The organism is Streptomyces sp. NBC_01498, from assembly GCF_036327775.1.
Taxonomy (GTDB): domain Bacteria; phylum Actinomycetota; class Actinomycetes; order Streptomycetales; family Streptomycetaceae; genus Streptomyces.
The window spans coordinates 780,600-807,463 of record NZ_CP109598.1; the positions used below are offsets into that span (position 1 = coordinate 780,600).

Here is a 26,864-nt window from a genome sequence, read left to right on the forward strand (position 1 = left end):
CCGGATCGGTGAGCGCCCGCCGCGTCGGCGGCCGATGTCACTTTGGCGCCGTGGATCGCACGGCGGAGGAGCGAGACGTGGCCTCCGCCGTGCCTCCCTCCCGCGCCGTCAACAGCGGCGAGGCGTGGTGCCGGGGCACGCGGGCCCGGCACGATCCGAACGACAGACCCTAGGCCGCGTCTGACAGATAGTGCCGTCCGCCCGCAGGGCGGGGCGTGCGCCCGTCGCGGAGCGGCTGATGTCCCCGCCGGTGCGTGCGCTCGCGAGGCGGAGGATCGTCGTCGTGGATGGTCCGGGCGTACGTGGCCGACTCCGACCACACAGGGGGCACCTCCCGTGCCCCCTCGGGGGCTTCGGGGGCTTCGGGGGAGAGCGTGCGTGCCGGGCGTCGCGCGCCAGGCGGGATTTGTCAGACAGGCTCTAGGGGGCGCTCTGCGCGGAAGGCGCCGTGCCGGTGGACCCCGTGCCGGGGTCGTCGGTGCGCTTCGCGGTGTCCGGTCGCGTACCGGGCTCGGACACCGAGGATGTCGTCGTTGTCGTGGTGGTCGTCGTGGCGCCCGCGTTCGCGGACGTGGTGGTCGCGGCCGTGGTCGGCGCCGTAAGGGCCGCCTTGTCCCCGGACGGTGCCGGCTCCGGCCGGCCGCCCGTCGGCGGGAGCGCGACGGAGCGCCACCACGGCGCACCTGGGATGGTCTCGCTCACCGTCGGCTCGTAGGACTCGCCGGGACGTGGCAGGGCGATCCGTACGCCCGACTCGGCCGCCGCCGCGACCGTGCCTTCGCCGGGCTCGGCCCACGGGTGCGGGGCCAGGTTGAACGTGCCCCAGTGGATCGGCAGCATCACGCCGGAGGGGTTGCCCTGCTGGAGGTCGAGGTGCGCGCGCAGACCCTCCGCCGGGGTCATGTGGATGTCCGGCCAGTATTCGCTGTAGGCGCCGATCTGGATCATCGTGGCGTCGAAGGGGCCGTGCGCCGCGCCGATGTCGCGGAATCCGGAGAAGTAGCCGGTGTCACCGCTGTGGTAGATCCGGTGCTCGGGTCCCGCGACGGCCCAGGAGGCCCAGAGGGTGTGCTGCTGGTTGCGCAGTCCTCGGCCGCAGAAGTGGCGCGCGGGGGTCGCGGTGAACGAGATGCCGCCGATCTCCGCCGTCTCGTTCCAGTCCAGCTCGCGCAGCCTGGAGGCGGGCACCCCCCAGTGCTCCAGGTGGGCCCCGACGCCCAGAGGCACGGCGAAGACGGTGTCGGTGGAGGCCAGGCCCTTGATCGTCGGCAGGTCGAGGTGGTCGTAGTGGTCGTGCGAGATGACGACGACGTCGACGGGTCCGAGCGCGGCGAGTGAGACGGGCACGGGGTGCAGGCGCTTCGGTCCGGCGAAGGAGAAGGGGGAACAGCGCTCGCCCCAGACCGGGTCGAAGAGGACCCGCCGGCCGTCGATCTCGGCGAGGACGCTGGAGTGTCCCATCCAGGTGAGCCGCAGACCGGAGGCGGGTGGTACGGCGAGGTCCGCGAGGGTGTCCCGGTGGACGGGGATCGGGGTGGCGGGTCGGCGCCGGGCGCGCGCCTCCTTGTTGAGATAGACCTTCGACAGTTCCCGCATGGAGCCGGAGGGTCTCGTTCTGGTGGTGCCCTCGGGATTGCGGAAGACGCCGTCGGCGAAGTTCGGGGAGCGGTGGATGCGCCGGAGGCGCTCGCCGGCCGAGTCGGCCCCGAAGGCTTCGGTCCGCATCGAGCGCAGCCGGGAGCGGAGTGAGGGTGAGGAGCCGGCGCCGTCCACTGCATCTCCTGAAGGTTCGATTTCATCCCGTTATGGGAGTTTTCTGATACCACAGTGCCACGGTGATATGCCGTACGTGACACCCGCTGGGAACGCACGGACGATCTCCGGGATTCCCTCACGGGTCTCCGATGGGCGAAATCCGGCCATGCGGCCGACTGTCCGCCGTTCCTCTCGGCGCTCCTCCACCGCCGTCGGCTCCTCGGGGAGCTCTCGGACAGCGCCGTCACCGCTCTTTGACAGCACCGTCGCCGCTCTCGATACTGACCTCCCGTTCAGCCGTGTCGCTTCCCCACGGCCCGCCGTCGTGCCGGGAGGCACCCATGTCCCCGCCGCTGATCTCGCTGACCTGGACCGACCGCGAGACCGGCCGCCAGGGGTATCTGGTCGTGGACCGGCTCGTACGCGGTGTCTCCAGCGGTGGGCTGCGGATGCGCGAGGGCTGCTCGCTGGACGAGGTGACGGGCCTGGCCCGTGGCATGACCCTCAAGGAGGCCCTGCACTACGACGACGACCCCGCCGCGCGCTACATCCCGCTCGGCGGCGCCAAGGGCGGGATCGACTGCGATCCCCGGGACCCGGCGGCGTACGGCGTACTCGTCCGCTATCTGCGGGCCGTCAGGCCGTACATCGAGACCGTCTGGACCACAGGCGAGGACCTCGGGCTGACCCAGGACGTGATCGACCGGGCCGCCGCCGAGGCCGGGCTGATCTCGACCGTGCAGGCGATCCATCCCCTCCTGGACGACGAGGCCGCGGCGCGGCGGCGGCTCGCGGACGCCTTCGCGGCTGAGGTCGACGGCATCGGGCTGGACGAACTGGCCGGCGGCTGCGGTGTGGCCGAGTCCGCGCTGACGGCTCTCGACCGGGCCGGGGTCGCGCGCGAGGGGACACGGGTCGCTCTCCAGGGGCTGGGGACCATGGGCGGGGCGACCGCGCGGTTCCTGTCCCGGGCCGGACTGACGGTCGTGGCCGTGGCGGACGTCAAGGGCACCATCGCCTGCCCGGACGGACTGGACGTCGAGGCGCTGCTCGCCGCGCGTGACGGGTTCGGCACGGTGGACCGCGCGGTGCTGCGGCCCGGGGACCGTGAACTGCCGGGCGAGGCTTGGCTGTCGGCGGATGCCGAGATCCTGGTGCCGGCCGCCGTCTCGTACGCGATCGACACCACCAACCAGGCGCGGATCAGGGCCCGTTGGATCATCGAGGCGGCGAACATGCCCGTCCGGCCGGACGCGGAGGAGTCGCTGGCCGCGCGCGGGATCACGGTGCTGCCGGACGTCGTCGTCAACTCCGCCACGAACGCCTGGTGGTGGTGGACCCTCTTCGGCGACATCGGGCCCGATCCGGACGAGGCCCTGGCCCACATCCGGCGCGCCATGCGCGCGCTGACGGAGCTGACGCTGGAGCGCGCGGCGGCCGACCGTACGACTCCGAGGGCCGCGGCGCACGCGATCGCCGCCGGCCGACTCCCCCTGATCGCCGCGCGGTTCGGCCACGACCGCTGACGGGGGATGCCCGGAGTGGCTGACATCCCACCGGCCGACGCCGCCACGGCCATACTGAGGCGGACATCCGGAATCCGGCACGAAGGTGGAGACTGTGGCGCAGCAGCGGACCGAACATCCGGACGTCGAGGGGATATCCGGGCCGGGTGCCGATCCCGGCCCCGGGGCGCGGGTCGATGTGCTCGTCGTCGGCGGCAGCGGTGTGGACACCGTGGTCCGGGTCGACTCGCTGCCGGTCCCGCTCGCCGACTCGGTCGGTGTCGGGCCGATCCGCGAATGGCCGGGGCAGACCGGGGGCAATGTGGCCCTCGGCTGTCAGGCCCTCGGACTGAACGTCAAATTCCTGGACTTCATCGGTGACGACTGGACGGGGAGTCAGGTCCGGGAGCATCTCACCAAGGGCGGGGTGGACTTCGACGGACTGATCTCACCGGCGGGCACCCGCCGCGCGGTCAATCTGGTCGAGCGGACCGGCCGCCGGATGTCCTTGCACGACGCGCGCGACCCCGACGACCTGCGGATGCCGCGTGACTTCTATCTGCCGTATCTGCGGCGCGCCCGCCATGTGCATCTGTCGATCACCAACTTCACCCGCTTTCTCTTCGACGACATCGTGGAGCAGGGTGTCCCCGTCTCGACCGATCTGCACGACTGGGACGGGATCGACGCCTACCACCGGGAGTTCGCCTACCGTGCCGACCTGGTCTTCCTCAGCGCGGCGGGGGCCGGTGAGCGCATCGCGGCGGTGATGCGGGAGATCCTGCGTGAGGGCCGGGCACAGGCGGTGGTGGCCACGGCGGGCGCCGGTGGGTCGTATCTGCTCACCCGCGAGGGCAGCCGCACCCCCCGGCCGGTACCGGCGACCGTCCCACCCGCACCGGTGGTGGACTCCAACGGCGCGGGCGACGCGTACGTCGCCGGTTTTCTCTACGGGCGGCTGGCCGGGCGGGACCTGGAGGACTGCGCGCGCCTCGGGGCGGTCGCGGGGGCGCACGCCTGCACGGTGGAGGGCAGCGCGTCACTGATCGGCTCCGACGCGCTGCTGTCGGGGACCCGCTGATCCGCGTCGTGTCCGGGGGCGGGCCGGCCGCCGGCCCGCTCCGTACGCGACAGTCCCGGCCGCTCCCGTACGTGCCCGCCCCTGACCTGTCCCGTACGCGCCGGTCCCTGGCCCGTCCACGCCCGCTCACGGCTGTCCGGCCGGGGAAGGACAGGTCCGCGACCCCGGACGGTCAGGTCTGCCGCACCGGGACGTACTCCTCGGCGCCCAGGCCGAATGTCCAGGCGACCCCTTGCTTGGCGGTACGCGTGGTCGGCGGCACCCGCAGCCAGTAGGTGCGGTTCGTGCCGTCGGGCTCCGGAGTGGAGTTGACGACCTCGACCATCACGACGTCCTCGTCGCCTTCGAGGGCTATGCGCCAGAGGATGCCCGTCTCGTCCTTGTGCAGGGGCTCGGCGCCCGACTCCGCGAGGTAGCGGTCGTACCCGTAGTGCTCCAGCATCACGCGGCGCAGTTCGGCGTTCTCCTCGGCGCGGATGCGGGCCGGGTCGAGCGAGCCGAGCCCGGCGAGGAACTCGGCCGGGACCGGCATGCCGCGCCAGGCGTGGAGCGCGAAACCGTCCGGGTAGGCGAGGGCGGGGCCGTCGCCGCGGTCGAGCCGGCCCGCCTCGTCCCGGTGCAGTTCCACCGGGCGTTCGCAGACCACCGTCGCGTTCTCGTACGGCCACCACCAGCCGGCGTGCGCGGCCACCTCGACGAGCCCGGTGAGCCGGTCGCCCCGGCCGTCGAACGCGGCCAGCCAGGCGGCGTCGTGCTGGCCAAGGACCGCGTCGAGCAGCAGCTGACGGGTCTCCGGCAGGTCCGGCGAGTCCGCGCCGAGCGCGTCGACGACGCCGGAGCGGATGCGGTCGGCGAGCGCGCGGGTGGTGTCCCACAGCCTGGCTCCGGTGACGCCCCACCACTCGGCCCAGCCAGCCGGGCCCAACTCGTCGTGCGTCCTGCGCCGTTCCTCGGCCCACGGCCTGGTGCGGATCTCCTCGCGGACCGACCGGCCACGGTCGGTGAGGGACCGGACGACGGCGAGCGCGGCGAGCGGGGAGTCCGCCCAGACGATCCGCTCCGGCTCGGGCAGCCCGGCCGTCCGGTGGGCGAGACGTATCCCCGCCTCGGCCGCCGGGCGGTCGGCCGCCCCGGTCGCCGCCGCGATGCCGCGCCACTTGTCCACATGCTGCATGTCTGAAGCCCCGTCCCCTGTCGTCACTGTTCTCCACGCCGCTCTTACTTCTCGCGCTTCCCGTACCTCTGGCACCTCTCGTGCCTCCGGTACCTCTCCGCGCGTTCCCGCCGGGCTGTCCGCCCGGCGCCGGACGCCGTCGCTCAGTCGGCGACGACGCGCACCGCGCCCGGCAGGTACTCCCGCTGGCGCACCACCCGGAACCACCCCTTGGGCAGCGGGATCGCCGCGTGCTCCTCGTGCACCACCCGGCCGCCCTCGGGCAGATGGAGCAGCATCGGCCCGAACTCGCCCCCGGTCTCACGGACGAGCACACCGGGTCCCGTGACCGCGTGGGCGTGTCCGGTGACCTCGCCGAGCGCCAGCACGAGGCGGCCCCGGGCGTCCCTGGGCTCGCTCCGTGTCCCGGTGATCCCGGACGGCACGCTCTCCTCCGCGACGGGCACGATCAGCACGTCTCCCTGCCGGTACATGGCTCTCCCCTCGATCGGCGGCGCCGAGTGCGCCGACCTGTGAACGACGCTAGAGGGTGGGTCTGACAATCGGCCGTGCCCCCGGACCGGGCTTGTCGGTGGGGCCTGTTACAACTTCTCTCAGCATCAAGCCGATCAACGCCCATGCCGGTGTCTGGAGCAATTCACCATGACCATTTCGAACCACCTGGAGGAGTTGGACGGCCTGCCGGCGTTCGACTTCCCCGACGCCGCGGACGAGACGAGGGCGGAGCTCCCCGCCGCCGGGTCGGTGGCCTGGCGTATCGGCGTCGACGCGTACGAGGCGGAGGAGGAGTGGGAGTCGGCGTTCGCCCGCTTCGTCGAGGCGGTCGACACCACCGAGGTCCGGGCGCTGATCGTCGGTTCGTGGAGCGACGCGTACGAGACCGCACCCACCGGCATCGTGGCGGCCCTGGTCGCGGCGGGCGACCGGTTCCCCGCCCTGCGCGCGCTGTTCGTCGGTGACATCACCTTCGAGGAGTGCGAGATCTCGTGGATCATCCAGACGGCGATGGCGCCACTGATCAACGGCCTCCCGCAGCTGCGCTCCTTCGGGGTGCGCGGCGGCCAGTCGCTGGACATGGCCGGGATCAAGCACGCGGGACTGCGGTCGCTGACAGTCGAGACGGGCGGTCTGGACGCGGGCGTGGTCCGTGACATCGGGGCGGCCGAGCTGCCTGCGCTGGAGCATCTGGACATCTGGCTCGGTGTGTCCTGGTACGGGGCGAACGCGGGCGTGGCGGACCTGGATCCGTTTCTCACCGGGGCCCGGCTGCCCGCCCTGAAGTCCCTGGCCCTGCGCAACAGCGAGATCCAGGACGAGATTGCGGCGGCGGTGGCGGGCGCGCCGGTCGTGGCGCGGCTGGAATCACTCGACCTGTCGATGGGCACCCTCGGGGACGAGGGCGCCGAGGCGCTGCTCGCCGGGCAGCCGCTCACGCACCTGAAGTCCCTGGATCTGCATCACCACTTCCTGAGCGAGCCCGTGCGGGAGCGGATCCGGGCGGCGCTGGAGCCCGCCGGAGTGGTCGTGGACCTGTCCGACTGCGAGTCCACGCGGGAAGACGACTCGCGGTACACGGCGGTGGCCGAATGAGCGGCCCGACGAGCATCGGTCATCTCGACGAGTTCCACGGGCTGCCCGTCTTCACGCTGCCGCACGACGAGGCGCCCGCGCCGGGGACGCTCCCCGAGAGCGACGCCGTCGCCTGGCGGCTCGCCTGCGCGTGGGACGACGACTGGGACTTCGCCCGGATCTGGAAGCGGTTCACGGACGTCGCGGACACCAGCCGGGTGCGCGCTCTGGTGATCGGGCCGTGGTGGAAGGGCGACTACTCGAGCCTGGCACGGGCCCTGGAGCTGATCGTCGCCGACGCCGGCCGCTTCCCCGCGCTGCGCGCGCTGTTCCTGGCGGACGTGGTCGGCGAGGAGTGCGAGGTGTCCTGGCTGGTGATGACCGACGTCACTCCGGCGATCGACGCGTTCCCGCTGCTGGAGGAGTTCGGAGTACGCGGCTGCGGCAACTCCTACAACGACGGTGCGCTCCGGCTGCGGCCCGTGACGCACGAGCATCTGCGTGTTCTGCGCTGCGAGTCGGGCGGGCTGCCGGGCGCCGTCGTGCGCGCGGTCGGCGCGAGCCGGCTGCCCGCGCTGGAGCGTCTGGAGCTGTGGCTGGGCACCGACGAGTACGGGGGCGACACGACGGTCGCCGATCTGGCGCCGCTGCTGGACGGCGGCGGGTTCCCGCGGCTGCGCCGTCTGGGGCTCCAGAACAGCGAGATCCAGGACGAGATCGCCGCGGCCGTGGCCTCGGCGCCGGTCGTGGCCGGGCTGGAGTCGCTGGCGCTGTCCATGGGGACACTGAGCGACGAGGGCGCCGAGGCGCTGCTCGCCGGGCAGCCGCTCACGCACCTCAAGGAGCTGGATCTGCGTCATCACTTCCTCTCCGACTCCTGCGCCGAGCGGATCGAACAGGCCCTGGGCGCGCACGGTGTGCGGGTGGAGCAGGAGTCGGTGGACTACTACGACGAAGAGGACGAGTGGCGTTATGTCGCCGTCTCCGAGTAGTGCCACGCCGGATCTGGCCGTTGTCGGCAATCCCGCCAACCGCCGGGTCCGGCTGTTCCAGGACGCCGTCGCGGCGGCGGGGCTGCCCCCGGCCCGTGAGGTGGCCTGGCTCGACGTGCTCGGCGGGCGGGCCGTCTTCCGGCCCGGTGAGGTCGTCCGGGTCGAGTCGCCGGGTGAGGACGGGACGGTGGAGCGGCTGCTGCGCGGCGCGGACGATCCGACCCGGGTGGAGGGCACCGCCCTCTGGTACGAGCGGTTCACCTCCGTCGTAAGGGAGTTGGGCCGGGCCGTACGGGAGTCGGGGGCGGATCTTCTGGACGATCCGGACGAGTTGGCGGTGCTGTTCGACAAGCGGCTGTGCCACGGGGTGCTGGACCGGGCCTCCGTACCCGTACCGCCGTCGCCGACGTCGGGGCCCGGCGGCCCGGTGGTCCGTGGCTGGGACGATGTGCGGGCCCTGATGGAGGGACCGGGTCTGCGCCGGGCGTTCGTCAAGATCGCACACGGCTCGTCGGCCTCCGGGGTGCTCGCCGTCGAGACCGCGGGCCCCGGTCGGGTGCGGGCGACGACATCGGTCGAACGGGACGCCGCCGGGCGGCTGTTCAACTCGCTGCGGGTGCGGCGGCTGACGAGCGAGCCCGAGGTGGCGGCGATCGTCGACGCGCTGGCCCCGGACGGGCTGCATGTCGAACGGTGGCTGCCGAAGGCCACGCAGCGCGGCCGGGCGGCCGATCTGCGGGTGGTGGTCGTCGCGGGCCGGGCGACGCACGCCGTCGTACGGACCAGTTCGTCGCCCATGACCAATCTGCATCTCGGCGGGGCACGCGGCGATCTGGACGCGGTACGGGACGCGGTGGAGCGGGCCGGCGGCGCCGGGAGCTGGTCCGCCGCGCTGGACGTCTGCGAACGGGCCGCCGCGTGCTTCCCCGGCACGCACTGCGTGGGCGTTGACCTGCTGCCCGCGACCGGCTGGCGCAGGTTCGCCGTCGGTGAGGTCAACGCCTTCGGTGATCTGCTGCCCGGTCTCACCGGGCTGCCCGGCAGTGGCGCGGAGGGCCTGGACACCTACGGGGCACAACTCGCCGCCCTGCCACGGGTGTTCCCACGTTCGCCGCTTGCCGGGGCCACGAGGGCGGAGGAGGGACACGATGCGCGCGTCTGATGCCACGCGGGCCCGGGGTTCAGGTCCCGAGGCCGCCGGTCCCGTGGCGACGGGTCCCGTAGCCACGAGTCCCGATGTCGCGGCCCCCGCGGTCACCGGCGAGGCGGAAGCGGTCCCGGAGCCGCCCGACATGGCACAGGTCGTCGGCCGTGACGACCTGTTGCTGATCACGCTGGACACGCTGCGGTACGACGTGGCCGCCGAGCTGGCCGCCGCGGGCCGACTGCCGAACCTCACCCGTCATCTCCCCGGCGGGCGCTGGGAGAAGCGGCACGCCCCCGGCAGCTTCACCTACGCCTCGCACCAGGCGATGTTCGCCGGATTCCTGCCGACACCGGCCCGGCAGGGGCCGCACCCCCGGCTGTTCGCCGCCCGGTTCGAGGGGAGCGAGTCCACGGCGGCGAGGACGTTCGTCTTCGACACGCCCGATCTGGTGTCGGGACTCGCGGACGCCGGGTACCGCACGGTGTGCGTCGGGGGTGTCGGCTTCTTCAACAAGCGGGGCCCGCTCGGGTCCGTACTGCCGGGGATGTTCCAGGAGAGCCACTGGGAGCCGGAGTTCGGCGTGGCTTCGCCGAGATCGTTCGAGTCCCAGGTGGCCCGCGCGGAGAAGGTCGTGGCCGGACTCCCCACCGGTCAGCGGCTGTTCCTCTTCGTCAACGTGCCGTCGCTGCATCAGCCGAACTGGTTCCATCTGCCCGGCGCCACCCGGGAGGCGGGCGACTCGCGGGAGACGCACGCCGCCGCGCTGGAGTACGTGGACCGGCACATCGGCCGGCTGTTCGCCGCCGCGAGCAGCCGCCGCCGCTGCTTCACCATCGTCTGTTCCGACCATGGCACGGCCTACGGCGACGACGGCTGGTCGGGCCACCGCCTGGGCCACGAGTCCGTCTGGACCGTGCCGTACGCCCATTTCTTCCTGGAGCCGGGGGCAGCCCGATGACGACCGAGTCGACCCACCTGTCCGTTGTCAACGCACCGCGTCCGTACGAGAGTTACGTCTACGCCTATCCGCACAAGACCGCGTACCGCCCGCTGCCCGACCGGCCCGCCCTGAGCGAGTTGTGGGCCGGGGAACGCAAGGACGCGCTCTCGCTGTATCTGCACATACCGTTCTGCGAGGTGCGCTGCGGCTTCTGCAATCTCTTCACGCGGATCGGCGCGCCCGACGAGCTGACGACCCGTTACCTCGACGCGCTGGACCGGCAGGCGACCGCCGTGGCCGACGCACTCCACGCGAACGGCGCGGCGGGCGGCGGGGTGCGGTTCGCGGCGGGAGCGTTCGGCGGCGGCACGCCCACCTTCCTGACGGCCGGTGAGCTGGAGCGGCTGTGCGACATCGCCGAGAAGCGGATGGGCGCCGACCTGCGGTCCGTCCCGCTCTCCGTGGAGACGTCACCGTCGACCGCGACGGCCGACCGGTTGTCGGTCCTGGCCGGGCGCGGGGCCACCCGGCTGAGCATCGGGGTGCAGAGCTTCGTCGAGGAGGAGGCGCGGGCGGCGGTGCGCCCGCAGCACCGGTCCGACGTGGAGGCCGCCCTGGGCCGGATCCGGGACGCGGGCGTCCCGGTCCTGAACATCGACCTCATCTACGGCATCGACGGGCAGACCCCGGAGTCCTGGCGGTACTCGCTCGACGCGGCGCTCGCCTGGCGCCCGGAGGAGCTGTATCTCTACCCGCTGTACGCCCGCCCGCTCACCCCGCTCGGGCGGCGCGCGCACGCCAGTGAGACGGAGTGGGACGCGCAGCGGCTCGATCTGTACCGGCGGGGCCGGGACCATCTCCTCGCGCGGGGCTACGAGCAGGTGTCGATGCGGATGTTCCGCCTGCCCGGTGCGCCGCACGAGGGGGCGGACGACTACGCGTGCCAGACGGACGGCATGATCGGCCTCGGCTGCGGGGCGCGCTCGTACACGGCGGATCTGCACTACTCCTTCGACTACGCGGTCGGGATGCGGGAGATACGCACTCTTATCGACGCGTACACGACCACGACCACGGAGGACTTCGCGCGGGCCGAGGTGGGCCGCGCCGTCGACATCGGCGAGGCGCGCCGGCGCCATCTCCTCCAGTCGCTGCTCCAGGCCGAGGGCATGGCACGGGAGGCGTACCGGGCGCGGTTCGGCACCCGTCCGGAGGAGGACTTCCCCGCCGAGCTGACGCGTTTCGCGGATCTGGGCTGGCTCGACACGGGCGCCGGTCCGGATCTGCTGCGTCTCTCGCCCGAGGGGCTCGCCCACTCGGACGCGCTGGGCCCCGCCCTGTTCTCCCCCGCCGTCCGGGCCGCGATGGCCTCGTACGAACTGAAGTGAGACCGACGTGGACCTGACGATCCTCTACCGGGGCCCGCTCGCCTCCTGCGACTACGACTGTCCCTACTGCCCGTTTGCCAAGCGCCGTGACAGCCCGGACCAGTTGCGCGCGGACCGGGCGGCGCTGGAACGCTTCACGGCGTGGGTGGCCGGGCGGACGGACGACCGGCTGTCGGTCCTGTTCACCCCGTGGGGCGAGGGGCTCACCCGCTCCTGGTACCGGCGGGCGCTGACCGAGCTGTCGCATCTGCCGCAGGTCGCCCGGGTCGCCATCCAGACGAATCTGAGCTGCCGCGTCGACTGGCTGAAGGCGGCCGACCCCGCGAAGGTGGCCCTGTGGTGCACGTATCACCCGGGCCAGACACCGTACGACCGTTTCCTCGCCAAGTGCCGTGAACTGGAAGGCGGGGGAGTCCGGTTCAGTGTGGGTGTGGTGGGTTTCCCGGACCATCTGGACCAGGCGCGCCGACTCCGCGCCGACCTCCCCGGCCAGGTGTATCTGTGGGTCAACGCGGCCGAGGGACGCGGGTACTCGGACGAGGAGGCGGCGGAGTGGACCGCGCTCGACCCGCTGTTCCCGTTCAGCCGCCACCCGCACTCGTCGGCGGGGCTGCCCTGCCGCACGGGCGAGTCGGTGATCTCGGTGGACGGCGAGGGCAGGGTCCGCCGGTGCCACTTCGTCCCGGCCGAGTTGGGCAATCTGTACGACGGTTCCTACCGTGAGGCTCTCCGGCCGCGCCCCTGCCCGCTCACGACGTGCGACTGCCACATCGGCTATGTCCATCTGGAGACACTGCCGTTGTACGACGTCTTCGCGGGCGGCGTCCTGGAACGGATACCGGCGGCGCCGCCGACCGGGCCGATGTCCCTTCCTTTCCCGGTGGTTCGGTGACGCGCGAGCGACATCGGGTCCGGAGTTATTTCCACCGGGAAAGGACGAACAGCCGTCGGCCGGCACACGGGGGTGCCGGCCGACGGCTGATTCCGGTGGATCCGATTGCGGCGGAGCCGATTCCGGTGAATCCGATTGCGGTCGGGACCGGGGAGAGAAAGGCGTCAGAGAGAAACGCCGTGCTCGCGCAGATACGCCAGCGGGTCGACGTCGGAGCCGTATCCCGGGCCGGTGCGGATCTCGAAGTGCAGGTGCGGACCGGTGGAATTGCCGGTGGAACCGGAGAGACCGATCTGGTCACCGGCGCCGACACTCTGGCCCGCCGACACGGAGATCGAGGAGAGATGGCCGTACTGCGAGTACTGGCCGTCGTCGTGCCGGATGACGACCTCGTTGCCGTACGACCCGGCCCAGCCCGCCGAGACGACGGTGCCGGGGGCGACCGCCTTGACGGTGGTGCCGGTGCCGACCGCGAAGTCGACGCCGGTGTGGTAGCCGCTGGCCCAACTGCTGCCGGACGCGCGGTACTGGGTGGTGATGGCGGCGCCGTCGACGGGGGCCGTGTAGCCGGACGCGGCGCTCGGCGCGGCGGGCTGCGCGGCCGTGGTGTCAGGGGCGGTGTCGGCGGCGGTGTCGGCCTTCGGGGCGGGCCGAGCGGGCGCGGGCTTCGCCGGGGCGGGCTTGGCGGGCGCGGCCTTCTTCTTCGCGGCGCCGTCGGCACGGCCCCCGGCCGTCGCCTTGGCCTGGGCGCCGATGGTGAGCTTGAGGCCCGGGTGGATCAGCGACGGGTTGTCGCCGACGGCCTCGCGGTTGTCCTCGTAGAGCGTGTGCCAGCCGCCCCGGACGTGGTGCGTCTGGGCGATTCTGGCGAGGTAGTCCCCCGGCTTCACCGTGTAGACGGACCCGCGCTTGGTCCCGGCCCGCTGCCCGGCGGGAGCGGCGGCCGTGTGCGCGACGGAGGCGGCGGACGCGGCGGTGACGGACGACGGGGCACCGGTCTGCTCGGCGGCGTGGGCACCCGTGGCGCCCACGAGCGGAATAGCGAGGGCCGCGCCGCCCGTTCCGGCGACGACGAATCCACGCACTATCGGGTTGTTCCTCGGACGGCGGTGCTTACCCTTTGCGGGCATGGCGAATTCCTCTCCGGCGCCTGCGAGGTGAGCTGTCGGGTTCGGACTGGAGATGCCCGGCCGCGCGTTGACGCGGCTTCACCCCGAGCCGTCCCGATTCTCCGGAACGGCGTACTACCTGGGTCCCCCGCTCCTGCCACACGTGAATGGGTGCTGGATGGATGCGGATTCCGAACGGCGGCAGGATTCGGCGGTCCGTTCGGATTGCGGTGACGTTAAGCCGGGCGGACCGGCGCGGACAACCCGTTGCTTTGCTCCGGCAATCAGTGCCGCGAATACCGGCCGCCGGAACCGGTCACCCTGCGTGGAAACGGACCGGTGAATTCCGTGCGTCGCACCGATTCCCTCGGCCTCCCCCGGCCGGGCACGGCCACACACCGTCACGGATGAGATCCTGCTCACCCACGGACGACTATTTCCCTCCATCTCCCCTTCTTCCTGGGCGTGTTACTCACAATCCGGCATTACGACCAGAAACCCTTTAGTACGACTATTCGATGGGTGCCCATGTCGTAAAGTCGGAGCGCGACAGGTCGGCGACCAGCGCCGTCCGGAGACGCGGAGGAGCTCACGTGACGCACGAGGTGCCGCAGCAGATCCCGTCGGCCGAGCCCGTTCTGGCCGGGGTACGCAACTTCCGCGACGTGGGCGGTCTGCCCACGGTCGACGGGCGGCGCGTACGGTACGGACGGCTCTTCCGCAGCGGCCACCTCGCCCATGCCACCGCCGAGGACAGAGCGTTCCTCACGTCGCTGGGGCTGCATACGATCTTCGACTTCCGCAACGCGGCCGACCAGAAGCTCGACGGCCTGGACGTCGAACTGGCCGGCGTACGCAATGTGAACATCCCGCTCACCGACCCGGCCGACGGCACGGAGTTCTGGAAGATGGTCCGCCACGGGGATCTCGACCAGCTGCGGTCCATCCTCGCGGACGGCAAAGGGGTGTCCCGGATGACCGCTTCGTACCGTTCCATCATTCTGGACCGCACCGCCGAGCACCGGCGTGTGCTGCACGCGCTGGCGGAGGAGAGCCTGCCCGCGCTGATGCACTGCGCGGCGGGCAAGGACCGGGCCGGACTCTCGGTCGCGGTGTCGCTGCTCGCCGTGGGCGTGGAGCGGGACGCGATCGAGGCCGACTATCTGAAGTCCAACGCCCCGGCCCGCCGGTATCTGGTGCGCCGCGGCGACCCGTCGCCCGAGGGAACGTCGCCGGAGGTGCTCGAACTGCTGGCGCCCCTCTTCGACGCGCGTGCCGTGTATCTCGAAACGGCGTTCACGACGATGGAGGAGACGTGGGGCAGCATCGACCGCTACCTCGCGGACGGGCTGGGGCTGACGGACGAGCGGCGCGAACGGCTGCGGGCACGCCTGGTCGACGAGGGGTAGTACGGCCCCGGGCGGGCGCCGGACAGGGCCTACCGGCCTTTGGCGCCCGCCTCGAAGAGCAGATAGAGGAAGCCGGCCAGGACATGGCCCGCGACCAGGTAGGCGAAGAGCCGGATGGCGAGACCCCGGGGGAAATTGCGCTCCTCGTCCATGACGGACGGAGCGGGCGCGGCGGACGAGTCAGACATAACGGGTGAGTCGGGCGTGGCCGACATGTCGCAGGCGGCGGACGGTGCGGGCGCCTCGGACAGCGGCGCCCGCTCCCGACCTCGCCGCTCCTGGACCTGGACCAGGTCCTGCTCCTGCTCCTGCTCCTGCTCCTGCTCCTGCTTCGGTGACGTGTCGGGCATGGTGACGGCCTCTCTCGGTCCGGTGGTGGCTGACCGCAGGTCAGCGGCGGTGGGCCCCGCCCGGCAGGCACAGCTCGGCGACGGGACTGGTCAGCAGGGTGTGTACGAACAGCAGCTCGGCGCCGCCGGGGCCGGCCGCCGCGAGCCGGTGCGGTGTGGTCGAGTCGAAGTGGGCGCTGTCACCGGGGCCGAGGACATGGACGCCGTCCCCGAGGCCCAGCCTCAGCCGGCCCTCCAGGACATGGATCCACTCCTCGCCGGGATGGACCCGGACGAGGTCGCCCTGCGCCCCGTACGGCACGGTCACCCGCAGGGGCTGCATGGCCCGGCCGGAGGCGCTGCCCGCCCGGCGGTACGTCCAGCCGTCGGCCTCCACGGGTTCCGCGCGCGCCGCGCGGATCACGGGGTCGGACTCGGGCGGCACCTCTCCGAGCAGCTCGGAGACCGTCGTACCGTAGACGCGGGCCAGACCGAGCAGCATGGGCAGCGAGGGCTGCCTGCGCCCGGTTTCCAGCCGGGAGAGATGGGCCGGGGAGAGCCCGGCTCTCGCGGCGGCGGCCTCCAGGGTGAGGCTCCGGCCGCGCCGCAGCTCACGCAGGCGCGGGGCGACGTCCGGCAGGTCCTCTGCCGCCTCGGGTTCGCGGGCGTCGGCGGGAAGGTTCATGGGTCCATTCCGCCAGGAATTTTCCTCCGAGGCAAGTTCCTTGCCTCGGAGGCAAGAAACGGGTGTCTGTCAGCGCTGGGCGAGGGCCTGCTTCATCAGCGTCCGGCCGAAGTCCCACATCAGCCCACCCCCGCGATGGGCGTCGTCCATCACCGCCGTGAACGCCGTCACGAAGCGGTCGACCTCCCGCTCCCCGACGTTCAGCGGGGGAATCAGCTTGATCACTTCCAGCCGGTCCCCGGAGACCTGGGTGAGGATGCGGTGCTTCTGGAGCAGCGGCACCACGACCATCTGCGCGAAGAGCCCCTTCCGGGCCGCCTGGAGCATCGTCCAGCGGCTCCGCAGCCCGAGCGAGGCGGGCCGCCCGAACTCGATGCCGATCATCAGCCCCCGGCCGCGCACCTCGCGCAGCAGTTCGTACCGGTCGACCAGCGCGGCCAGCCGTGACCGCAGCAGATCACCGGTCGCCCCGGCGTTGGCGACGAGCCGCTCGTCCTCGATCACCGACAGGACCGCGAGACCGGCCGCCATCGCCTGGGCGTTGGAACCGAAGCTGGCCGAGTGGACCAGGACCCGGTCCATCGAGGAGTAGACCTTCTTGAAGATCCAGTCCTTGCCGAGGGTCGCGCCGACCGGCACATAGCCGCCGGAGAGCGCCTTGGCCACACACACCAGGTCCGGCTCGACGCCTTCCTCGTGCTGGTACGCGTAGAAGTCCCCGGTCCTGCCGAGCCCGCTCTGCACCTCGTCGGCGATCAGGAGCGCCCCGTGCCGGTGCAGCAACTCCTGTGCGGCCCGCAGGAATCCGGGCGGCGTGGCGTGCACGCCCTTGCCCTGGATCGGTTCGACCACGAAGCCCGCCACATCGCCTCGGGCCAACTCCCGCTCCAGGGAGTCGAGATCACCCATCTCCAGGGCGGTGTCGGGGAGCAGCGGGGCGAAGCCGTCGCGGAACCCTGCCTCGCCGTTGACGGAGAGCGAGCCCGTGGTCAGGCCGTGAAAGGCGTGGGAGCAGTAGAGAATCCTGGGCTTCCCGGTGGCGTACCGGGCGAACTTCAGGGCCGTCTCGACGGCTTCCGTACCGCTGTTGCCGAAGAAGACCCGGTCCAGGTGCGGGCTGTGGGCGAGCAGTCGCTCGGCGAGCAGGCCCGGCAGCGGCTGGCAGTCGAAACGGGTGAGATCGGCGAGCGAGGCGTCGAGGACGTCGTGCAGGGCCTTGCGTACGACGGGGTGGTGGCGGCCGAGCCCCATCACGCCGAAGCCGGCGAGCATGTCGAGGTAGTCGTTGCCGTCGGCGTCCCAGAAGTAGGCGCCCTCGGCGCGTTCGTAGACCTTGTCGAAGCCGAGGGTGCGCAGCATGCGCGGGAGTTGGTGGTTGAGGTGCGCGGAGTGCAACTCGTAGCGTTCACCGCCGCGTTCGGCCAGCAGTGTCGCGAGGTCGAAGCCCTTGCCCGGGGCGGGTGCCGCCCGGGGCCCGGTCTTCCCGGCCGTCACGTGCTCCGCGGACTCCGTCATGCCGTCATCCCGTCGTCTCCTCGCTGTGTCCTCGTACCGCGCGGTGCCGTGCGGCACGGCCGGTGGCCGCGCGCGGCCGACGGAGGGGCGGGCGGCGGTGGCCGCCCTCCCCTCCGCCGACCGGGACGTCACGCGCCGCCGGTCGTACGCCGCACGGGTCTCACGTGCCGCCGCTGACCGTCTCCCGTACCGCTCGCAGCGACTCCTTGAGGGAGCCCATGGTGGCGAGCACGGCCGTCGGTTCGTAGCCGCAGTGCGCCATGCAGTTGGCGCAGCGCGGGTCCTTGCCCCGGCCGTACTTGTCCCAGTCGGTCTCCTCGACGAGTTCCTTGTACGTCGGGACGTACCCGTCGCTCATCAGGTAGCAGGGGCGCTGCCAGCCGAAGAGCGAGTAGTTGGGGATCGCCCAGGCCGTGCACGGGAAGTCGGCCTTGCCCTCCAGGAAGTCCAGGAAGAGCGGGGAGTGGTTGAGGCGCCAGCGGCTCCTGTTGCCGCCGGAGAACGCCTTCTTGAACAGTTCCCGCGTCTGCTCGACGCCCAGGAAGTGCTCCTGGTCGGGCGCCTTCTCGTAGGCGTACGCGGGCGAGATCATCATCTCGTCGACCTTCAGGTCGTCGTTGAGGTAGTTGAGGACCTCGATGATGGTCTGCGGGGTGTCGGTGTTGAAGAACGTGGAGTTGGTGGTGACACGGAAGCCGCGCTTCTTGGCTTCCTTCATCGCCTCCACCGCCTCGTCGAAGACCCCTTCCTTGGCGACGGACTCGTCGTGCCGCTCGCGCAGGCCGTCGATGTGCACGGCGAACGCGAAGTACGGGGACGGCGTGAACTTGTCCATCTTCTTGCGCATCAGCATCGCGTTGGTGCAGAGGAAGACGTACTTCTTCTTGGCGACCAACTGCCGGACGATCTCGTCGATCTGAGGATGCATCAGCGGCTCGCCGCCGGCGATGGAGACCATCGGTGCCCCGGATTCGAGCACCGCCCCCACCGCCTGTGCCACGGGCATGCGCTGCTTCAGGACCCCTGCCGGGTGCTGGATCTTGCCGCAGCCCTCACAGGCGAGATTGCACGCGAAGAGCGGTTCCAGCTCGACGATGAGCGGGAACTTCTCACGCTTGCGGAGCTTCTGTTCAACGAGATACGTCCCGACCCTGATGGTCTGGCGGAGCGGCATGGCCATCGAGCTCACCTCCTGGGGAGCAGCAAAGAACGGTGCCATTCAAGAAAAGCCGGAATGACGGCACGAAGGACACGGAAAGCTGATATTCCACCGCTGACCGTGCCAATACGGACCAGTTCGTGCTCCGGGGCGTCCACGACCACCCGTACGGCGGCAACGGGGCGGGCTCCGGCGCGCAGCGCGCTGCGGAGCGTGGCGGCGGACTCCATGTCCACCGCGACGGCTCCGGTGGCGCGCAGCGCGGCCCGTTCGGGGCCGCGCACCACATGGCCGGAGCCGGTGAGCGGGCCGGTGTGGACGCCGCGGCCGGGCAGTGCGCGGGTCAGCGCCTCGACGAGCAGGGCCGTTCCCGTGCAGGGCGTGACGCCGTGGGGGTCCCGGGTCTCGTCGGCGACGACCAGGTCCCCCGGTCTCATGCCCGGGACAAGTCCGGCGCAGAATCCGGACGCGATGACGGCCGCGTTCCGGTGCCGGTCCGTTCCGAGCGCCCGCGCCGTCGCACGCTCGGCGTTCGCGGGGCCCATGCCGGTACGGAGCACGGAGACGGGCCCGGTGGGGTCCTGCCCCGCCCGGCCGATGCGGGGCGCGCCGCGCAGGGCCAGCCGCTCGATGCCGAGCGCGCAGGCGATCAGCAGGGGCAGCGGGGCCGGGTGCGCGGAGCGGCCGGGCCGGTCGTCCCGGCCGCCGGGGTGGATGCCGGGGTGGATGCCGGGGTACGGCGGGCCGGCCGGGTCCTCGTCCTCGGCGGGCCCGGCTCCGTCCGGGGCGGAGCCCATCAGACCCTCTCGCGGGCGTCCGCCCGGCCGCCGCCGAGGCGCTCCCCGGCGAGGGGTGTCCGGATGGTCGTCCCGAGCGGTTCGGCGCTTGCCGGGGCGCGGTCCGCGAACGGCTCCCCGTTGACGTACCGGCCGAGCGCCGTGAGCGGGAACACCTGCCGGTAGAGGTGGTAGTTGATGGAGAAGTCCCACGGGAAGCCGGTGCCGGTGAAGTGCGGCTCGTCCCAGGAGCCGTCCTCGCGCTGCGCCTCGGCCAGCCAGGCCACGCCGCGCTCGACGGCCGGGGTGTCGCGCCGCCCGGCGGCGAGGAGCACGAGCAGCGCCCACGCGGTCTGGGAGGGCGTCGACCCGCCGTGCCCGATCCAGGTCTCCTCGCGGTACGAACGCAGGTCCTCGCCCCAGCCGCCGTCGTCGTTCTGCACGGACTCGGTCCAGCGGACGGCGCGGCGGATCGCCGGGTGGGTCGTGGGCAGCCCGGCCGCGACGAGCGCGGGGACCACGGACCCGGTCCCGTAGACGTAGTTGACGCCCCAGCGGCCGAACCAGGAGCCGTTCGGCTCCTGTTCGGCCAGCAGCCACTCGATGCCGCGCCGGGTGTCGGGGTGCCGGCCCAGGCCCTCGTACGCCAGCATCTCCACGACGTGCGCGGTGACGTCGGCCGACGGCGGGTCGATGACCTCGCCGAAGTCGCAGAACGGCAGCCGGTTGGGGAGCCGGCTCACGTTGTCGGCGTCGAAGGCGCCCCAGGCGCCGTTCTTGGACTGCATGCCGAGCGTCCAGCGCACACCGCGCTCGACGGCCCGGTTCATCCGCGCGGTGTCCGGGTGGGTGACGCGGCGCAGGGCGAGGATGACCTCGGCGGTGTCGTCGATGTCCGGGTAGTTGTCGTTGTGGAACTCGAACGCCCAGCCGCCGGGGGCGAGATGGGGTCTGCGGACGGCCCAGTCGCCGGAGCGGGTGATCTGCTCGTCCAGCATCCAGCCGGCGGCCCTGACGAGCGCGGGGTGGTCCGGGCCGACGCCCGCGTCGGCGAGTGCGATCGTGGCGAGGCAGGTGTCCCACACCGGGGACTGGCACGCCTCGATCATGCGTGAGCCGTCCTCGCGCCAGACGGCGAACCGGTCGAGCGATTCGAGTCCGGCGCGCATGACCGGGTGCCCGATGTCGTAGCCCAGCAGATGCAGGGCGATGACCGAGTAGACGGCGGGGGGCTGGATGCCGCCCCAACAGCCGTCGTTCTCCTGGCGTTCGACGATCCAGCGGGCCGCCGCGTTCATCGCCGCGCGGCGCAGGGCGCGCGGCGCGACCTTGCGGTACAGGTGCAGCGCCTTGTCGGCGCGCTGGAAGAGTCCGCCCCAACTGACCGCCGGGGCAAGGGGCTTGGTAGGGTTCGGACGATCGGTATCCGTGTGCAGTTCGTCCAGCGCGAACGGCGCGGGGCGGACGGGGCGCAGTGCCGAGACGATCGTGAGCGGCACGATGGTCTGCCGTGCCCAGCAGCCGAACGAGTAGATGTTCAGCGGGAACCACCGCGGCAGGAAGATCAGTTCGGGTGGCACCTCCGGCAGGTCGTCCCATCTCCACCAGCCGAAGAGCGCGAGCCAGATCCGGGTGAAGACCCGGCTCTCCGCGATGCCGCCGTGTTCTCTGATCCAGGCGGCGGCGCGCGCCATGTGGGGGTCGTCGGGTCTGTCCCCGGCGAGCCGCAGCGCGACGTACGCCTCGACGGTCGTGGAGAGTTCACCGGGTCCGCCGTGGAAGGTGGCCCAGGTTCCGTCGGCCCGCTGTTCGCCCCGGATGAACCGGCCGGCCGCCTCGGTGGTTCCCCGGTCGCGCACCCCGAGGAACTGACGGAGCAGCAGATCCTCGGCGTCCATGGTCACATTGGTCTCCAGGTCGCCCTTCCACCAGCCCTGGGCGTCCTGTTGGCCGAGCAGATGCTCGACGGACCGTGCGGTGGCACGGCGTGCGGCCTCTTCGATGTCGTCGGGGGTGGAAGTGGTGTCGGCCGGTCCGCTCGCCCCGGCGGCACGGGGTCCCACGAACCCGGTGCCTCCGTCGGTCGTCGCTGTCATGGCTTCCCCTTAGTGCAGTTGGTCGTCTGCTGTGCTGGGGTCTCCGTCGTCCGCCGGACCTGTGCGGTCCGGTGAACGGCGACTGCGGAGGCCGACGGTGGGTCAGCCTCCGGTGGGCGTGGATATGCGAGGGGTGATGGTGATCACCTCTTTCGTACGACGACGAAGTCCGCGAGTGCGACGAGCTGCGCGCGGACCCGTTCGGGCATGTCGACCCCGTTCAGGGCCTCCAGGGCGACGGTGTGCTGTCTGCGGGCCTCCTGGGAGGTCCACTCCCGGCCGCCCGCCTCCTCGATGAGGGCGGCCCTGGTGGCGAACTCCTGCTCGGAGAAGTGGGCGAGGTCGTTGCTCTTGGCGTCGGCGGCGAGCAGTTCACCGAGCCGTCGCGAGGCGGGGCCTCCGGCGGCGAGCGCGGCGACGACCGGCAGGGACTTCTTGCGCTGGCGCAGGTCGCTCCAGGTCTGCTTGCCGGTGGCGACGGGGTCGCCCCAGATGCCGAGCAGGTCGTCGACGGCCTGGAAGGCGAGGCCGAGGTGGTGGCCGTACGCCTCCAGGACGTCGGCGGTCCGGTCGTCGGCGCCGCCGAGGACGGCGCCGATGGAGACGGCGCAGGCGAGGAGGGCGCCCGTCTTGTTGCCCTCCATCTCCAGGCACTCCTCGACGGTGACCCGCTCGCGGTGCTCGAAGGAGATGTCCTGGGCCTGGCCGTCGATCAGTTTGCGGGTGGCGGTGGTGAGGCGGCGGGTGGCGCGGCCCGCCTCGACGGTGCCGAGCTCCAGCAGGATCTCGTTGGCGAGGGCGAAGAGGGCGTCGCCGACGAGGATCGCCTGGGCGGGGCCGTGCGCCTTCCACACGGTGTCGCGGTGGCGGCGCTGCTCGTCGCCGTCCATCAGATCGTCGTGCAGCAGCGAGAAGTTGTGGACGAGTTCCACGGCGACGGCGCCGGGGATGCCGGTCTCGCCCGGCGCTCCGGCGGCCTCGGCGGACAGCAGGGCGAGCGCGGGGCGTACGGCCTTGCCGCCGTCGCCGTCGGCGGGCCGGCCCTCGGCGTCGATCCAGCCGAAGTGGTAGGCGGCGACGCTGTCCATCGGGGCCGCGAGACGGCCGACGGCCGCCCGCAACACCGGGGTGGACAGGGCACGGCCGCGCTCCAGCAGCGCGAAGACGTCCGCAGTGTCGACAGCGGGGTTCGCGGGGGGCACAGTCGCCACGGTCTCTCCTCTTTTCGCAGTACTCATGGGTCCCGTACGCGCCGTGGCCGTACTCGTCGTCACCGTGCTCGTGTTCAGCGTGCCGGTCCTGGTGGTGCTGGTGGTACTGGTGCTCGGGGTGGTGCCGGTGCTCGTGGCCGACGTCGTCGTCGTGCCCGGTACGGCGGCGTCCGGCCTCATACCGCCTCCCGCAGCGGGTGCCGGTGGCCCCGGCCGAGTTCGGCGAGGGCCGCGTCCGCGGCGCCGAATCCGCTGCGGACCGCGCCTTCCATGGTCGCGGGCCAGCCGGTCGCGGTCCACGCCCCGGCGAGGAAGAGACCGGGCGCCCGGGTGCGCGCGGCGGGGCGCAGCCGGCCCACACCCGGGGTGGGGGCGAAGGTCGCCGTCCGCTCGCGGGTGACGAAGAAGTCCCGCACCTCGGCGCTCCGGGCGGCGGGGAGGAGACGTTTCAGCTCGGGCAGGTAGCGGGCGCGCAGGTCGGCGACGGGCAGGTCGATCTCGTCCGTGACGGCCGACTGCGACAGCGCCAGGTACTGGCCGTCGGTGAGACCCGAGGCGTCGGTGCGGTCGAAGACCCACTGGACCGGGGTGCCGAGCGCGGCGAAGAAGGGGCGGCGCAGCACCCTGCGGTCGTAGACGACGTGCACGTTGAGGATCGGCGACGTGCCGATGTCCAGGAGCCGGTCCGGGTCGTCGAGCGCGCCGTCGGGCAGCAACGCGTGCGTCTCACGCTGCGGTACGGCGAGGATCACCGTGTCGGCGTCGACGGTCCCGCCCGGCAGGTGGACGCTCCAGCGGCCGTCCCCGGCGCGGGTCACGGCCGTGACGCGGGTGCGCAGTTCGGTCCGTACGCCGGCCGTGTCGAGGGCCTCGCGGGCGAGGGTGTCGTGGAGTTCGCCGAGCGGTACGCGTGCCCAGCCGATGTCGGCGGCGCCGCGCTCGGAGAGCAGTCCGGTCTTGAAAACCATCGCGGCCAGGCCCATCGACGCCTGTGCGGCAGGGACGTTGAGCGTCGCGACGCAGACGAGGTCCCACAGGGCCTCGACGGCGCGCGGCGACTGGCCGTGGCGGCCGAGCCAGGTGGCGAAGTCGATGCCGTCGAGCGCGGGGTCGGCGGGGTCAAGGGCCCGCAGCGCGAGCGCCGCGCGGGAGACGGAGACCTTCTCGGCGAGCGAGAGGTGCGGGTACGTGGCCAGCCCGGCGGCGAGGTGCAGCGGGACGGGCAGGGTGTCGCGGCGCAGCCGGCCGACCCGGGGCCGGCCCGCTCCCACGTCCAGGACGGGGACGTCGAGCCGGTCTTGCACGGGGGCGAGGGCGGCGCCGCCGATCCGGTCGAGGAACCAGCGGTAGGCGGTGCAGCAGCGCAGATACACGTGCTGGCCGTTGTCGACGGTCAACTCACCGCGGGTGAAGGAGAACGCGAGTCCGCCGAGACGCGGGCGGCCCTCGACGAGCGTCACGCGCACGCCGTCGTCGGCGAGTTGGAGGGCTGCGGTGACCCCGGCGATGCCGCCGCCGACGACGACCGCGTGACGGGGGGCGCCGCCCCGGGACGTCGTACTGCCGGATGTGGTCATGGGCCCTCCCCCGCGGCTGTCGCCGTGAGGGACGCGTCAGATCGGCACAGGGTTGACCGGGGGTCACCCGCGCGGTCGGTGGCGTCGGGACAGCCGCTGCCGGTGCGGTTGCCCTCGGCGGGGCAGCCGCGCGCACCGACGGCGCCCATGGGCGGGAAGCCCGTAGCGATGGTGTACGCGCGGACGGCGCGGGTGCGGCTGCCACCGACCGGGAAGCCGCACGCGCGGACGGCGGCAGTGGGCGAGGAGCCGGTGGAGATGGCGTACGTGCCGACCGCGCCCGTCGGCGGGAAGCCGGTGGAGGTCGCGTGCGCGCGGACGGCGCCGGTGCGGCTGCCGCCTACCGGGCAACCGTACGTCCCGACGGCACCCGTGGGCAGGAAGCCGGTGGGGATGCCGTACGTGCGACCAGCGTCGGCGGTCGCACCGTACGCGCCGTTGGCGGGGAGAGGCTTCACGGGCGTCTCCTGACGGCCTGCCGGGAGATGTTCCGGGCGTCGAGACCGGAGAGGCCGCGTACCGCGACGTATGCCTTCTCCCGTCCCGGCAGGGAGACCCGGCCGCGCAGGACGGCCTCGGGGTCGCGTTCGATGCGGTCGAGCAGCCGACGGTAGATGCCCGCCATCGCGGCGACGCAGGCGCCGCTGCGCCGGTCGAGGAGGGGCAGCAGCCGGAAGCCCTCGGCGAAGAGCGCGCGGGCGCGCCGGACCTCGAAGTGCACGAGGCCGGTGAAGTCGGAGCCGGCGGGCGGGGCGGCGCCGTCGAAACCGGCCGAGCAGCCGAACTTGGCGAGGTCGTCGGCGGGCAGGTAGGTGCGGGCGTTGCCCGCGTCCTCGCGGACGTCGCGCAGGATGTTGGTGAGCTGGAGCGCGAGGCCGAGGGTGTCGGCGTATTCGGAGGCGCGTTCTGCGCCGGGCGCGCCGGGAACGGTTCCGAAGACCCCGAGCGAGAGTCGGCCGATGGCCCCGGCGACGCACCGGCAGTAGAGCTTGAGGTCGGCCCACGTCTCGTACGTCTCGCCCTTGACGTCCATCAGGACGCCGTCGATGAGTTCGTCCAGCCCGCCGAGCGGGAGACGGAAGCGGCGCGATGCGTCGGTGAGCGCGACGGCGACGGGGTCGGTGTCGTCCTCCTGGACGGTGCCGTTGCGGATCCGCCCGAGCAGGGCGCGGGTCTCTTCGAGCCGCTCCTGCTTGGCGTCGGGCTCCAGCGTGCCGTCGCCGATGTCGTCCACCCGGCGGGAGAACGCGTACAGCGCGGACATGGTCTGCCGTTTGCCGGCGGGCAGCAGCCGGATGCCGTAGGCGAAGTTGCGGGCCTGCTGCCCGGTGACGGCCTCGCAGTAGCTGTACGCGGCCTGTACCGGCGGCGACACGGGGGTCTGTCCCTCCACGATCCGGCTCACCCCTTTCTGTGCGTCGTCCGCAGGACCGCTCCCACTTCACGCAGCAGGCGTGGTGTGGTGGCTTTGGGCGGTCCGGGCAGTACATCGTGTCCCACGGCGGTGACCGAGGAGAGGGCGGCACGCCCCCCGCCGACGAATCCGGCGAGCAGCAGCCGGAGCCTGCCACGCACGCTGTGGACCAACGGCAGCCCCTCGTCGAGGAGTTCGCGGGCGCGCTCGGCCTCGAAGGCGATCAGGCTGCGTACGGAGGCGTTCGCCGTGGGCGCCGCGAGGTCATCCTCGCCGACCTGGAACCGCTTCATGTCGTCGGCGGGCAGGTAGATCCGGTCGTTCGCCAGGTCCTCGGCGACGTCCTGGAGGTGCTCGACGATCTGGAGGCCGGTGCAGACGGCGTCGGAGCGGCGGACGCGTTCGGGGCTGGTCGTTCCGGTGATCGCGAGGACGAGCCGGCCGACGGGGTTGGCGGAGAGCGCGCAGTACGCGACGAGGTCGTCGTAGGTGCCGTAGCGCCGTACGGACTGGTCCTGGCGGTTGGCCTCGATCAGGCCGAGGAACGGCTCCGGGGTGAGCGTGTGGCGCCGTACGGTCGGGACGAGGCCGCGCAGCAGCGGGTGCCGGGGGTCCGGTCCGGCCGGGTCGAACACCCGGCGCAGGTCGGTCTCGAAGGCGTCGAGCATCGCGAGCCGGTCGTCGGTGCGCGCGGGGTCGAGGCCGAGGTGGCGGGCGTCGGCGCCGCCGGGGGCGAGGTCGCCGTCGCCGATGTCGTCGACGAGGCGGGCGTAGCCGTAGACGGCCATCAGGTCCTCGCGCCAGGCGCGCGGCAGGAAGAAGGGGGCGACGGGAAAGTTCTCTCCGGACGCCTTGTCGAGGGTGGCTCGCGAGGCGGTCCCGGCCTGCGTCCGGGGGGCGGCCGTCACCGCGGCCCGCCCGCTGCGGGGACGGCGCGACCCTCGCGGAGCTGGAGATCAACCGTCATTGCCGTCACGTCTCCCGTTCTACACTGCCGACTCAAACATCCCATTTCGGACACGCCGCGCGGCGTGGCGACTGGGATTCCGCCGATGGGGCGGGCCCGCGGCCTGTCGGCCGGGGTGTGCGGACGTATCGCCGCTCTTGCCGTGAATCAGCAACCGCTACAGCTTACGTTGTA

At 72.3% G+C, this 26,864-nt stretch carries 24 protein-coding genes and 1 riboswitch; of the genes, 9 read left to right on the forward strand and 15 right to left on the reverse strand.

The window, feature by feature from the left end:
- Positions 1-420 precede the first annotated feature (420 nt).
- Entirely contained in the window at positions 421-1,725 is a 1,305-nt protein-coding gene (locus tag OG875_RS02945; protein ID WP_443079237.1) for an MBL fold metallo-hydrolase, read from the reverse strand.
- A gap of 371 nt (positions 1,726-2,096) precedes the next feature.
- Here OG875_RS02945 and OG875_RS02950 point away from each other — a divergent pair, with 371 nt between their 5' ends.
- Together OG875_RS02950 and OG875_RS02955 are read left to right on the forward strand one after the other, a co-directional pair.
- Positions 2,097-3,281, forward strand: a complete 1,185-nt coding sequence (locus OG875_RS02950; protein WP_330172634.1) for a Glu/Leu/Phe/Val dehydrogenase dimerization domain-containing protein — start codon at positions 2,097-2,099, stop codon at positions 3,279-3,281.
- 202 nt (positions 3,282-3,483) lie between these two features.
- Positions 3,484-4,341, forward strand: a complete 858-nt coding sequence (locus OG875_RS02955) for a carbohydrate kinase family protein (protein ID WP_330177580.1) — start codon at positions 3,484-3,486, stop codon at positions 4,339-4,341.
- A gap of 172 nt (positions 4,342-4,513) precedes the next feature.
- On the opposite strand, the gene OG875_RS02960 is transcribed toward OG875_RS02955, so the two are convergent.
- Together OG875_RS02960 and OG875_RS02965 are read right to left on the reverse strand one after the other, a co-directional pair.
- Entirely contained in the window at positions 4,514-5,515 is a 1,002-nt protein-coding gene (locus tag OG875_RS02960; RefSeq protein ID WP_330172635.1) for a DUF6745 domain-containing protein, read from the reverse strand.
- A gap of 143 nt (positions 5,516-5,658) precedes the next feature.
- Complete coding sequence (locus OG875_RS02965; RefSeq protein WP_330172636.1) at positions 5,659-5,988, reverse strand: hypothetical protein; 330 nt, start codon at positions 5,986-5,988, stop codon at positions 5,659-5,661.
- A 169-nt stretch (positions 5,989-6,157) separates the two neighbouring features.
- On the opposite strand from OG875_RS02965, the gene OG875_RS02970 reads away from it, so the two are divergent.
- The 6 genes from OG875_RS02970 (at position 6,158) to OG875_RS02995 (ending at position 12,443) form a co-directional block, all read left to right on the forward strand.
- Entirely contained in the window at positions 6,158-7,105 is a 948-nt protein-coding gene (locus OG875_RS02970) for an STM4015 family protein (RefSeq protein ID WP_330172637.1), read from the forward strand.
- A complete protein-coding gene (locus tag OG875_RS02975; RefSeq protein WP_330172638.1) occupies positions 7,102-8,076 on the forward strand; it encodes an STM4015 family protein in 975 nt (324 codons plus the stop codon). The genes OG875_RS02970 and OG875_RS02975 overlap by 4 nt, the downstream gene beginning before the upstream one ends.
- Positions 8,057-9,238, forward strand: a complete 1,182-nt coding sequence (locus OG875_RS02980; RefSeq protein ID WP_330172639.1) for an STM4014 family protein — start codon at positions 8,057-8,059, stop codon at positions 9,236-9,238. Before OG875_RS02975 ends, OG875_RS02980 begins: the two co-directional genes overlap by 20 nt.
- 130 nt (positions 9,239-9,368) lie before the next feature.
- Positions 9,369-10,181, forward strand: coding sequence for an STM4013/SEN3800 family hydrolase (locus tag OG875_RS02985; protein WP_330172640.1), 813 nt, complete (start codon positions 9,369-9,371; stop codon positions 10,179-10,181).
- Entirely contained in the window at positions 10,178-11,551 is a 1,374-nt protein-coding gene (locus OG875_RS02990) for an STM4012 family radical SAM protein (protein WP_330172641.1), read from the forward strand. Before OG875_RS02985 ends, OG875_RS02990 begins: the two co-directional genes overlap by 4 nt.
- A 7-nt stretch (positions 11,552-11,558) precedes the next feature.
- On the forward strand, positions 11,559-12,443 hold the full coding sequence (locus tag OG875_RS02995; RefSeq protein ID WP_330172642.1) for an STM4011 family radical SAM protein: 885 nt from the start codon (positions 11,559-11,561) through the stop codon (positions 12,441-12,443).
- Positions 12,444-12,607: 164 nt separating this feature from the next.
- On the opposite strand, the gene OG875_RS03000 is transcribed toward OG875_RS02995, so the two are convergent.
- Entirely contained in the window at positions 12,608-13,573 is a 966-nt protein-coding gene (locus OG875_RS03000) for a LysM peptidoglycan-binding domain-containing M23 family metallopeptidase (RefSeq protein ID WP_330172643.1), read from the reverse strand.
- Between the two features lie 2 nt (positions 13,574-13,575).
- Positions 13,576-13,736: riboswitch (cyclic di-AMP (ydaO/yuaA leader) on the reverse strand.
- Positions 13,737-14,157: 421 nt separating this feature from the next.
- On the opposite strand from OG875_RS03000, the gene OG875_RS03005 reads away from it, so the two are divergent.
- Positions 14,158-14,961 (forward strand): tyrosine-protein phosphatase, encoded by an 804-nt coding sequence (locus tag OG875_RS03005; protein WP_330177581.1) that lies wholly within the window; start codon positions 14,158-14,160, stop codon positions 14,959-14,961.
- A 29-nt stretch (positions 14,962-14,990) separates the two neighbouring features.
- On the opposite strand, the gene OG875_RS03010 is transcribed toward OG875_RS03005, so the two are convergent.
- From OG875_RS03010 to hpnC, 11 genes are all read right to left on the reverse strand, one after another.
- Positions 14,991-15,149 (reverse strand): DUF6126 family protein, encoded by a 159-nt coding sequence (locus OG875_RS03010; RefSeq protein ID WP_443079238.1) that lies wholly within the window; start codon positions 15,147-15,149, stop codon positions 14,991-14,993.
- A gap of 202 nt (positions 15,150-15,351) precedes the next feature.
- Positions 15,352-15,975 (reverse strand): helix-turn-helix domain-containing protein, encoded by a 624-nt coding sequence (locus OG875_RS03015; protein ID WP_330172644.1) that lies wholly within the window; start codon positions 15,973-15,975, stop codon positions 15,352-15,354.
- A gap of 69 nt (positions 15,976-16,044) precedes the next feature.
- Entirely contained in the window at positions 16,045-17,490 is a 1,446-nt protein-coding gene (locus OG875_RS03020) for an aspartate aminotransferase family protein (RefSeq protein ID WP_330172645.1), read from the reverse strand.
- A gap of 160 nt (positions 17,491-17,650) precedes the next feature.
- A complete protein-coding gene (gene hpnH / locus OG875_RS03025) occupies positions 17,651-18,670 on the reverse strand; it encodes an adenosyl-hopene transferase HpnH (protein WP_330172646.1) in 1,020 nt (339 codons plus the stop codon).
- Between the two features lie 5 nt (positions 18,671-18,675).
- A complete protein-coding gene (locus tag OG875_RS03030; RefSeq protein ID WP_330172647.1) occupies positions 18,676-19,446 on the reverse strand; it encodes a phosphorylase family protein in 771 nt (256 codons plus the stop codon).
- Positions 19,446-21,521: a squalene--hopene cyclase gene (gene shc / locus OG875_RS03035; protein ID WP_330172648.1), complete on the reverse strand. Its 2,076-nt coding sequence runs from the start codon at positions 21,519-21,521 to the stop codon at positions 19,446-19,448. Before shc ends, OG875_RS03030 begins: the two co-directional genes overlap by 1 nt.
- 143 nt (positions 21,522-21,664) lie before the next feature.
- On the reverse strand, positions 21,665-22,723 hold the full coding sequence (locus OG875_RS03040) for a polyprenyl synthetase family protein (protein ID WP_443079240.1): 1,059 nt from the start codon (positions 22,721-22,723) through the stop codon (positions 21,665-21,667).
- 185 nt (positions 22,724-22,908) lie between these two features.
- On the reverse strand, positions 22,909-24,309 hold the full coding sequence (gene hpnE, locus OG875_RS03045; protein WP_330172649.1) for a hydroxysqualene dehydroxylase HpnE: 1,401 nt from the start codon (positions 24,307-24,309) through the stop codon (positions 22,909-22,911).
- Complete coding sequence (locus OG875_RS03050; RefSeq protein WP_330172650.1) at positions 24,306-24,767, reverse strand: hypothetical protein; 462 nt, start codon at positions 24,765-24,767, stop codon at positions 24,306-24,308. Before OG875_RS03050 ends, hpnE begins: the two co-directional genes overlap by 4 nt.
- Complete coding sequence (hpnD, locus tag OG875_RS03055; RefSeq protein WP_330172651.1) at positions 24,764-25,714, reverse strand: presqualene diphosphate synthase HpnD; 951 nt, start codon at positions 25,712-25,714, stop codon at positions 24,764-24,766. Before hpnD ends, OG875_RS03050 begins: the two co-directional genes overlap by 4 nt.
- Positions 25,711-26,631 (reverse strand): squalene synthase HpnC, encoded by a 921-nt coding sequence (gene hpnC / locus OG875_RS03060; protein ID WP_330172652.1) that lies wholly within the window; start codon positions 26,629-26,631, stop codon positions 25,711-25,713. Before hpnC ends, hpnD begins: the two co-directional genes overlap by 4 nt.
- Positions 26,632-26,864: the final 233 nt, after the last annotated feature.

Bases quoted from the DNA above. Each gene is read 5' to 3' on its own strand.
- OG875_RS02945 (WP_443079237.1), bottom strand. From the start codon at position 1,725: ATGCGGACCGAAGCCTTCGGGGCCGACTCGGCCGGCGAGCGCCTCCGG.
- OG875_RS02950 (WP_330172634.1), top strand. From the start codon at position 2,097: ATGTCCCCGCCGCTGATCTCGCTGACCTGGACCGACCGCGAGACCGGC.
- OG875_RS02960 (WP_330172635.1), bottom strand. From the start codon at position 5,515: ATGCAGCATGTGGACAAGTGGCGCGGCATCGCGGCGGCGACCGGGGCG.
- OG875_RS02965 (WP_330172636.1), bottom strand. From the start codon at position 5,988: ATGTACCGGCAGGGAGACGTGCTGATCGTGCCCGTCGCGGAGGAGAGC.
- OG875_RS02970 (WP_330172637.1), top strand. From the start codon at position 6,158: ATGACCATTTCGAACCACCTGGAGGAGTTGGACGGCCTGCCGGCGTTC.
- OG875_RS02975 (WP_330172638.1), top strand. From the start codon at position 7,102: ATGAGCGGCCCGACGAGCATCGGTCATCTCGACGAGTTCCACGGGCTG.
- OG875_RS02980 (WP_330172639.1), top strand. From the start codon at position 8,057: ATGTCGCCGTCTCCGAGTAGTGCCACGCCGGATCTGGCCGTTGTCGGC.
- OG875_RS02985 (WP_330172640.1), top strand. From the start codon at position 9,369: ATGGCACAGGTCGTCGGCCGTGACGACCTGTTGCTGATCACGCTGGAC.
- OG875_RS02990 (WP_330172641.1), top strand. From the start codon at position 10,178: ATGACGACCGAGTCGACCCACCTGTCCGTTGTCAACGCACCGCGTCCG.
- OG875_RS03000 (WP_330172643.1), bottom strand. From the start codon at position 13,573: ATGCCCGCAAAGGGTAAGCACCGCCGTCCGAGGAACAACCCGATAGTG.
- OG875_RS03010 (WP_443079238.1), bottom strand. From the start codon at position 15,149: ATGTCTGACTCGTCCGCCGCGCCCGCTCCGTCCGTCATGGACGAGGAG.
- OG875_RS03015 (WP_330172644.1), bottom strand. From the start codon at position 15,975: ATGAACCTTCCCGCCGACGCCCGCGAACCCGAGGCGGCAGAGGACCTG.
- OG875_RS03020 (WP_330172645.1), bottom strand. From the start codon at position 17,490: ATGACGGAGTCCGCGGAGCACGTGACGGCCGGGAAGACCGGGCCCCGG.
- hpnH (WP_330172646.1), bottom strand. From the start codon at position 18,670: ATGGCCATGCCGCTCCGCCAGACCATCAGGGTCGGGACGTATCTCGTT.
- OG875_RS03030 (WP_330172647.1), bottom strand. From the start codon at position 19,446: ATGGGCTCCGCCCCGGACGGAGCCGGGCCCGCCGAGGACGAGGACCCG.
- shc (WP_330172648.1), bottom strand. From the start codon at position 21,521: ATGACAGCGACGACCGACGGAGGCACCGGGTTCGTGGGACCCCGTGCC.
- hpnE (WP_330172649.1), bottom strand. From the start codon at position 24,309: ATGACCACATCCGGCAGTACGACGTCCCGGGGCGGCGCCCCCCGTCAC.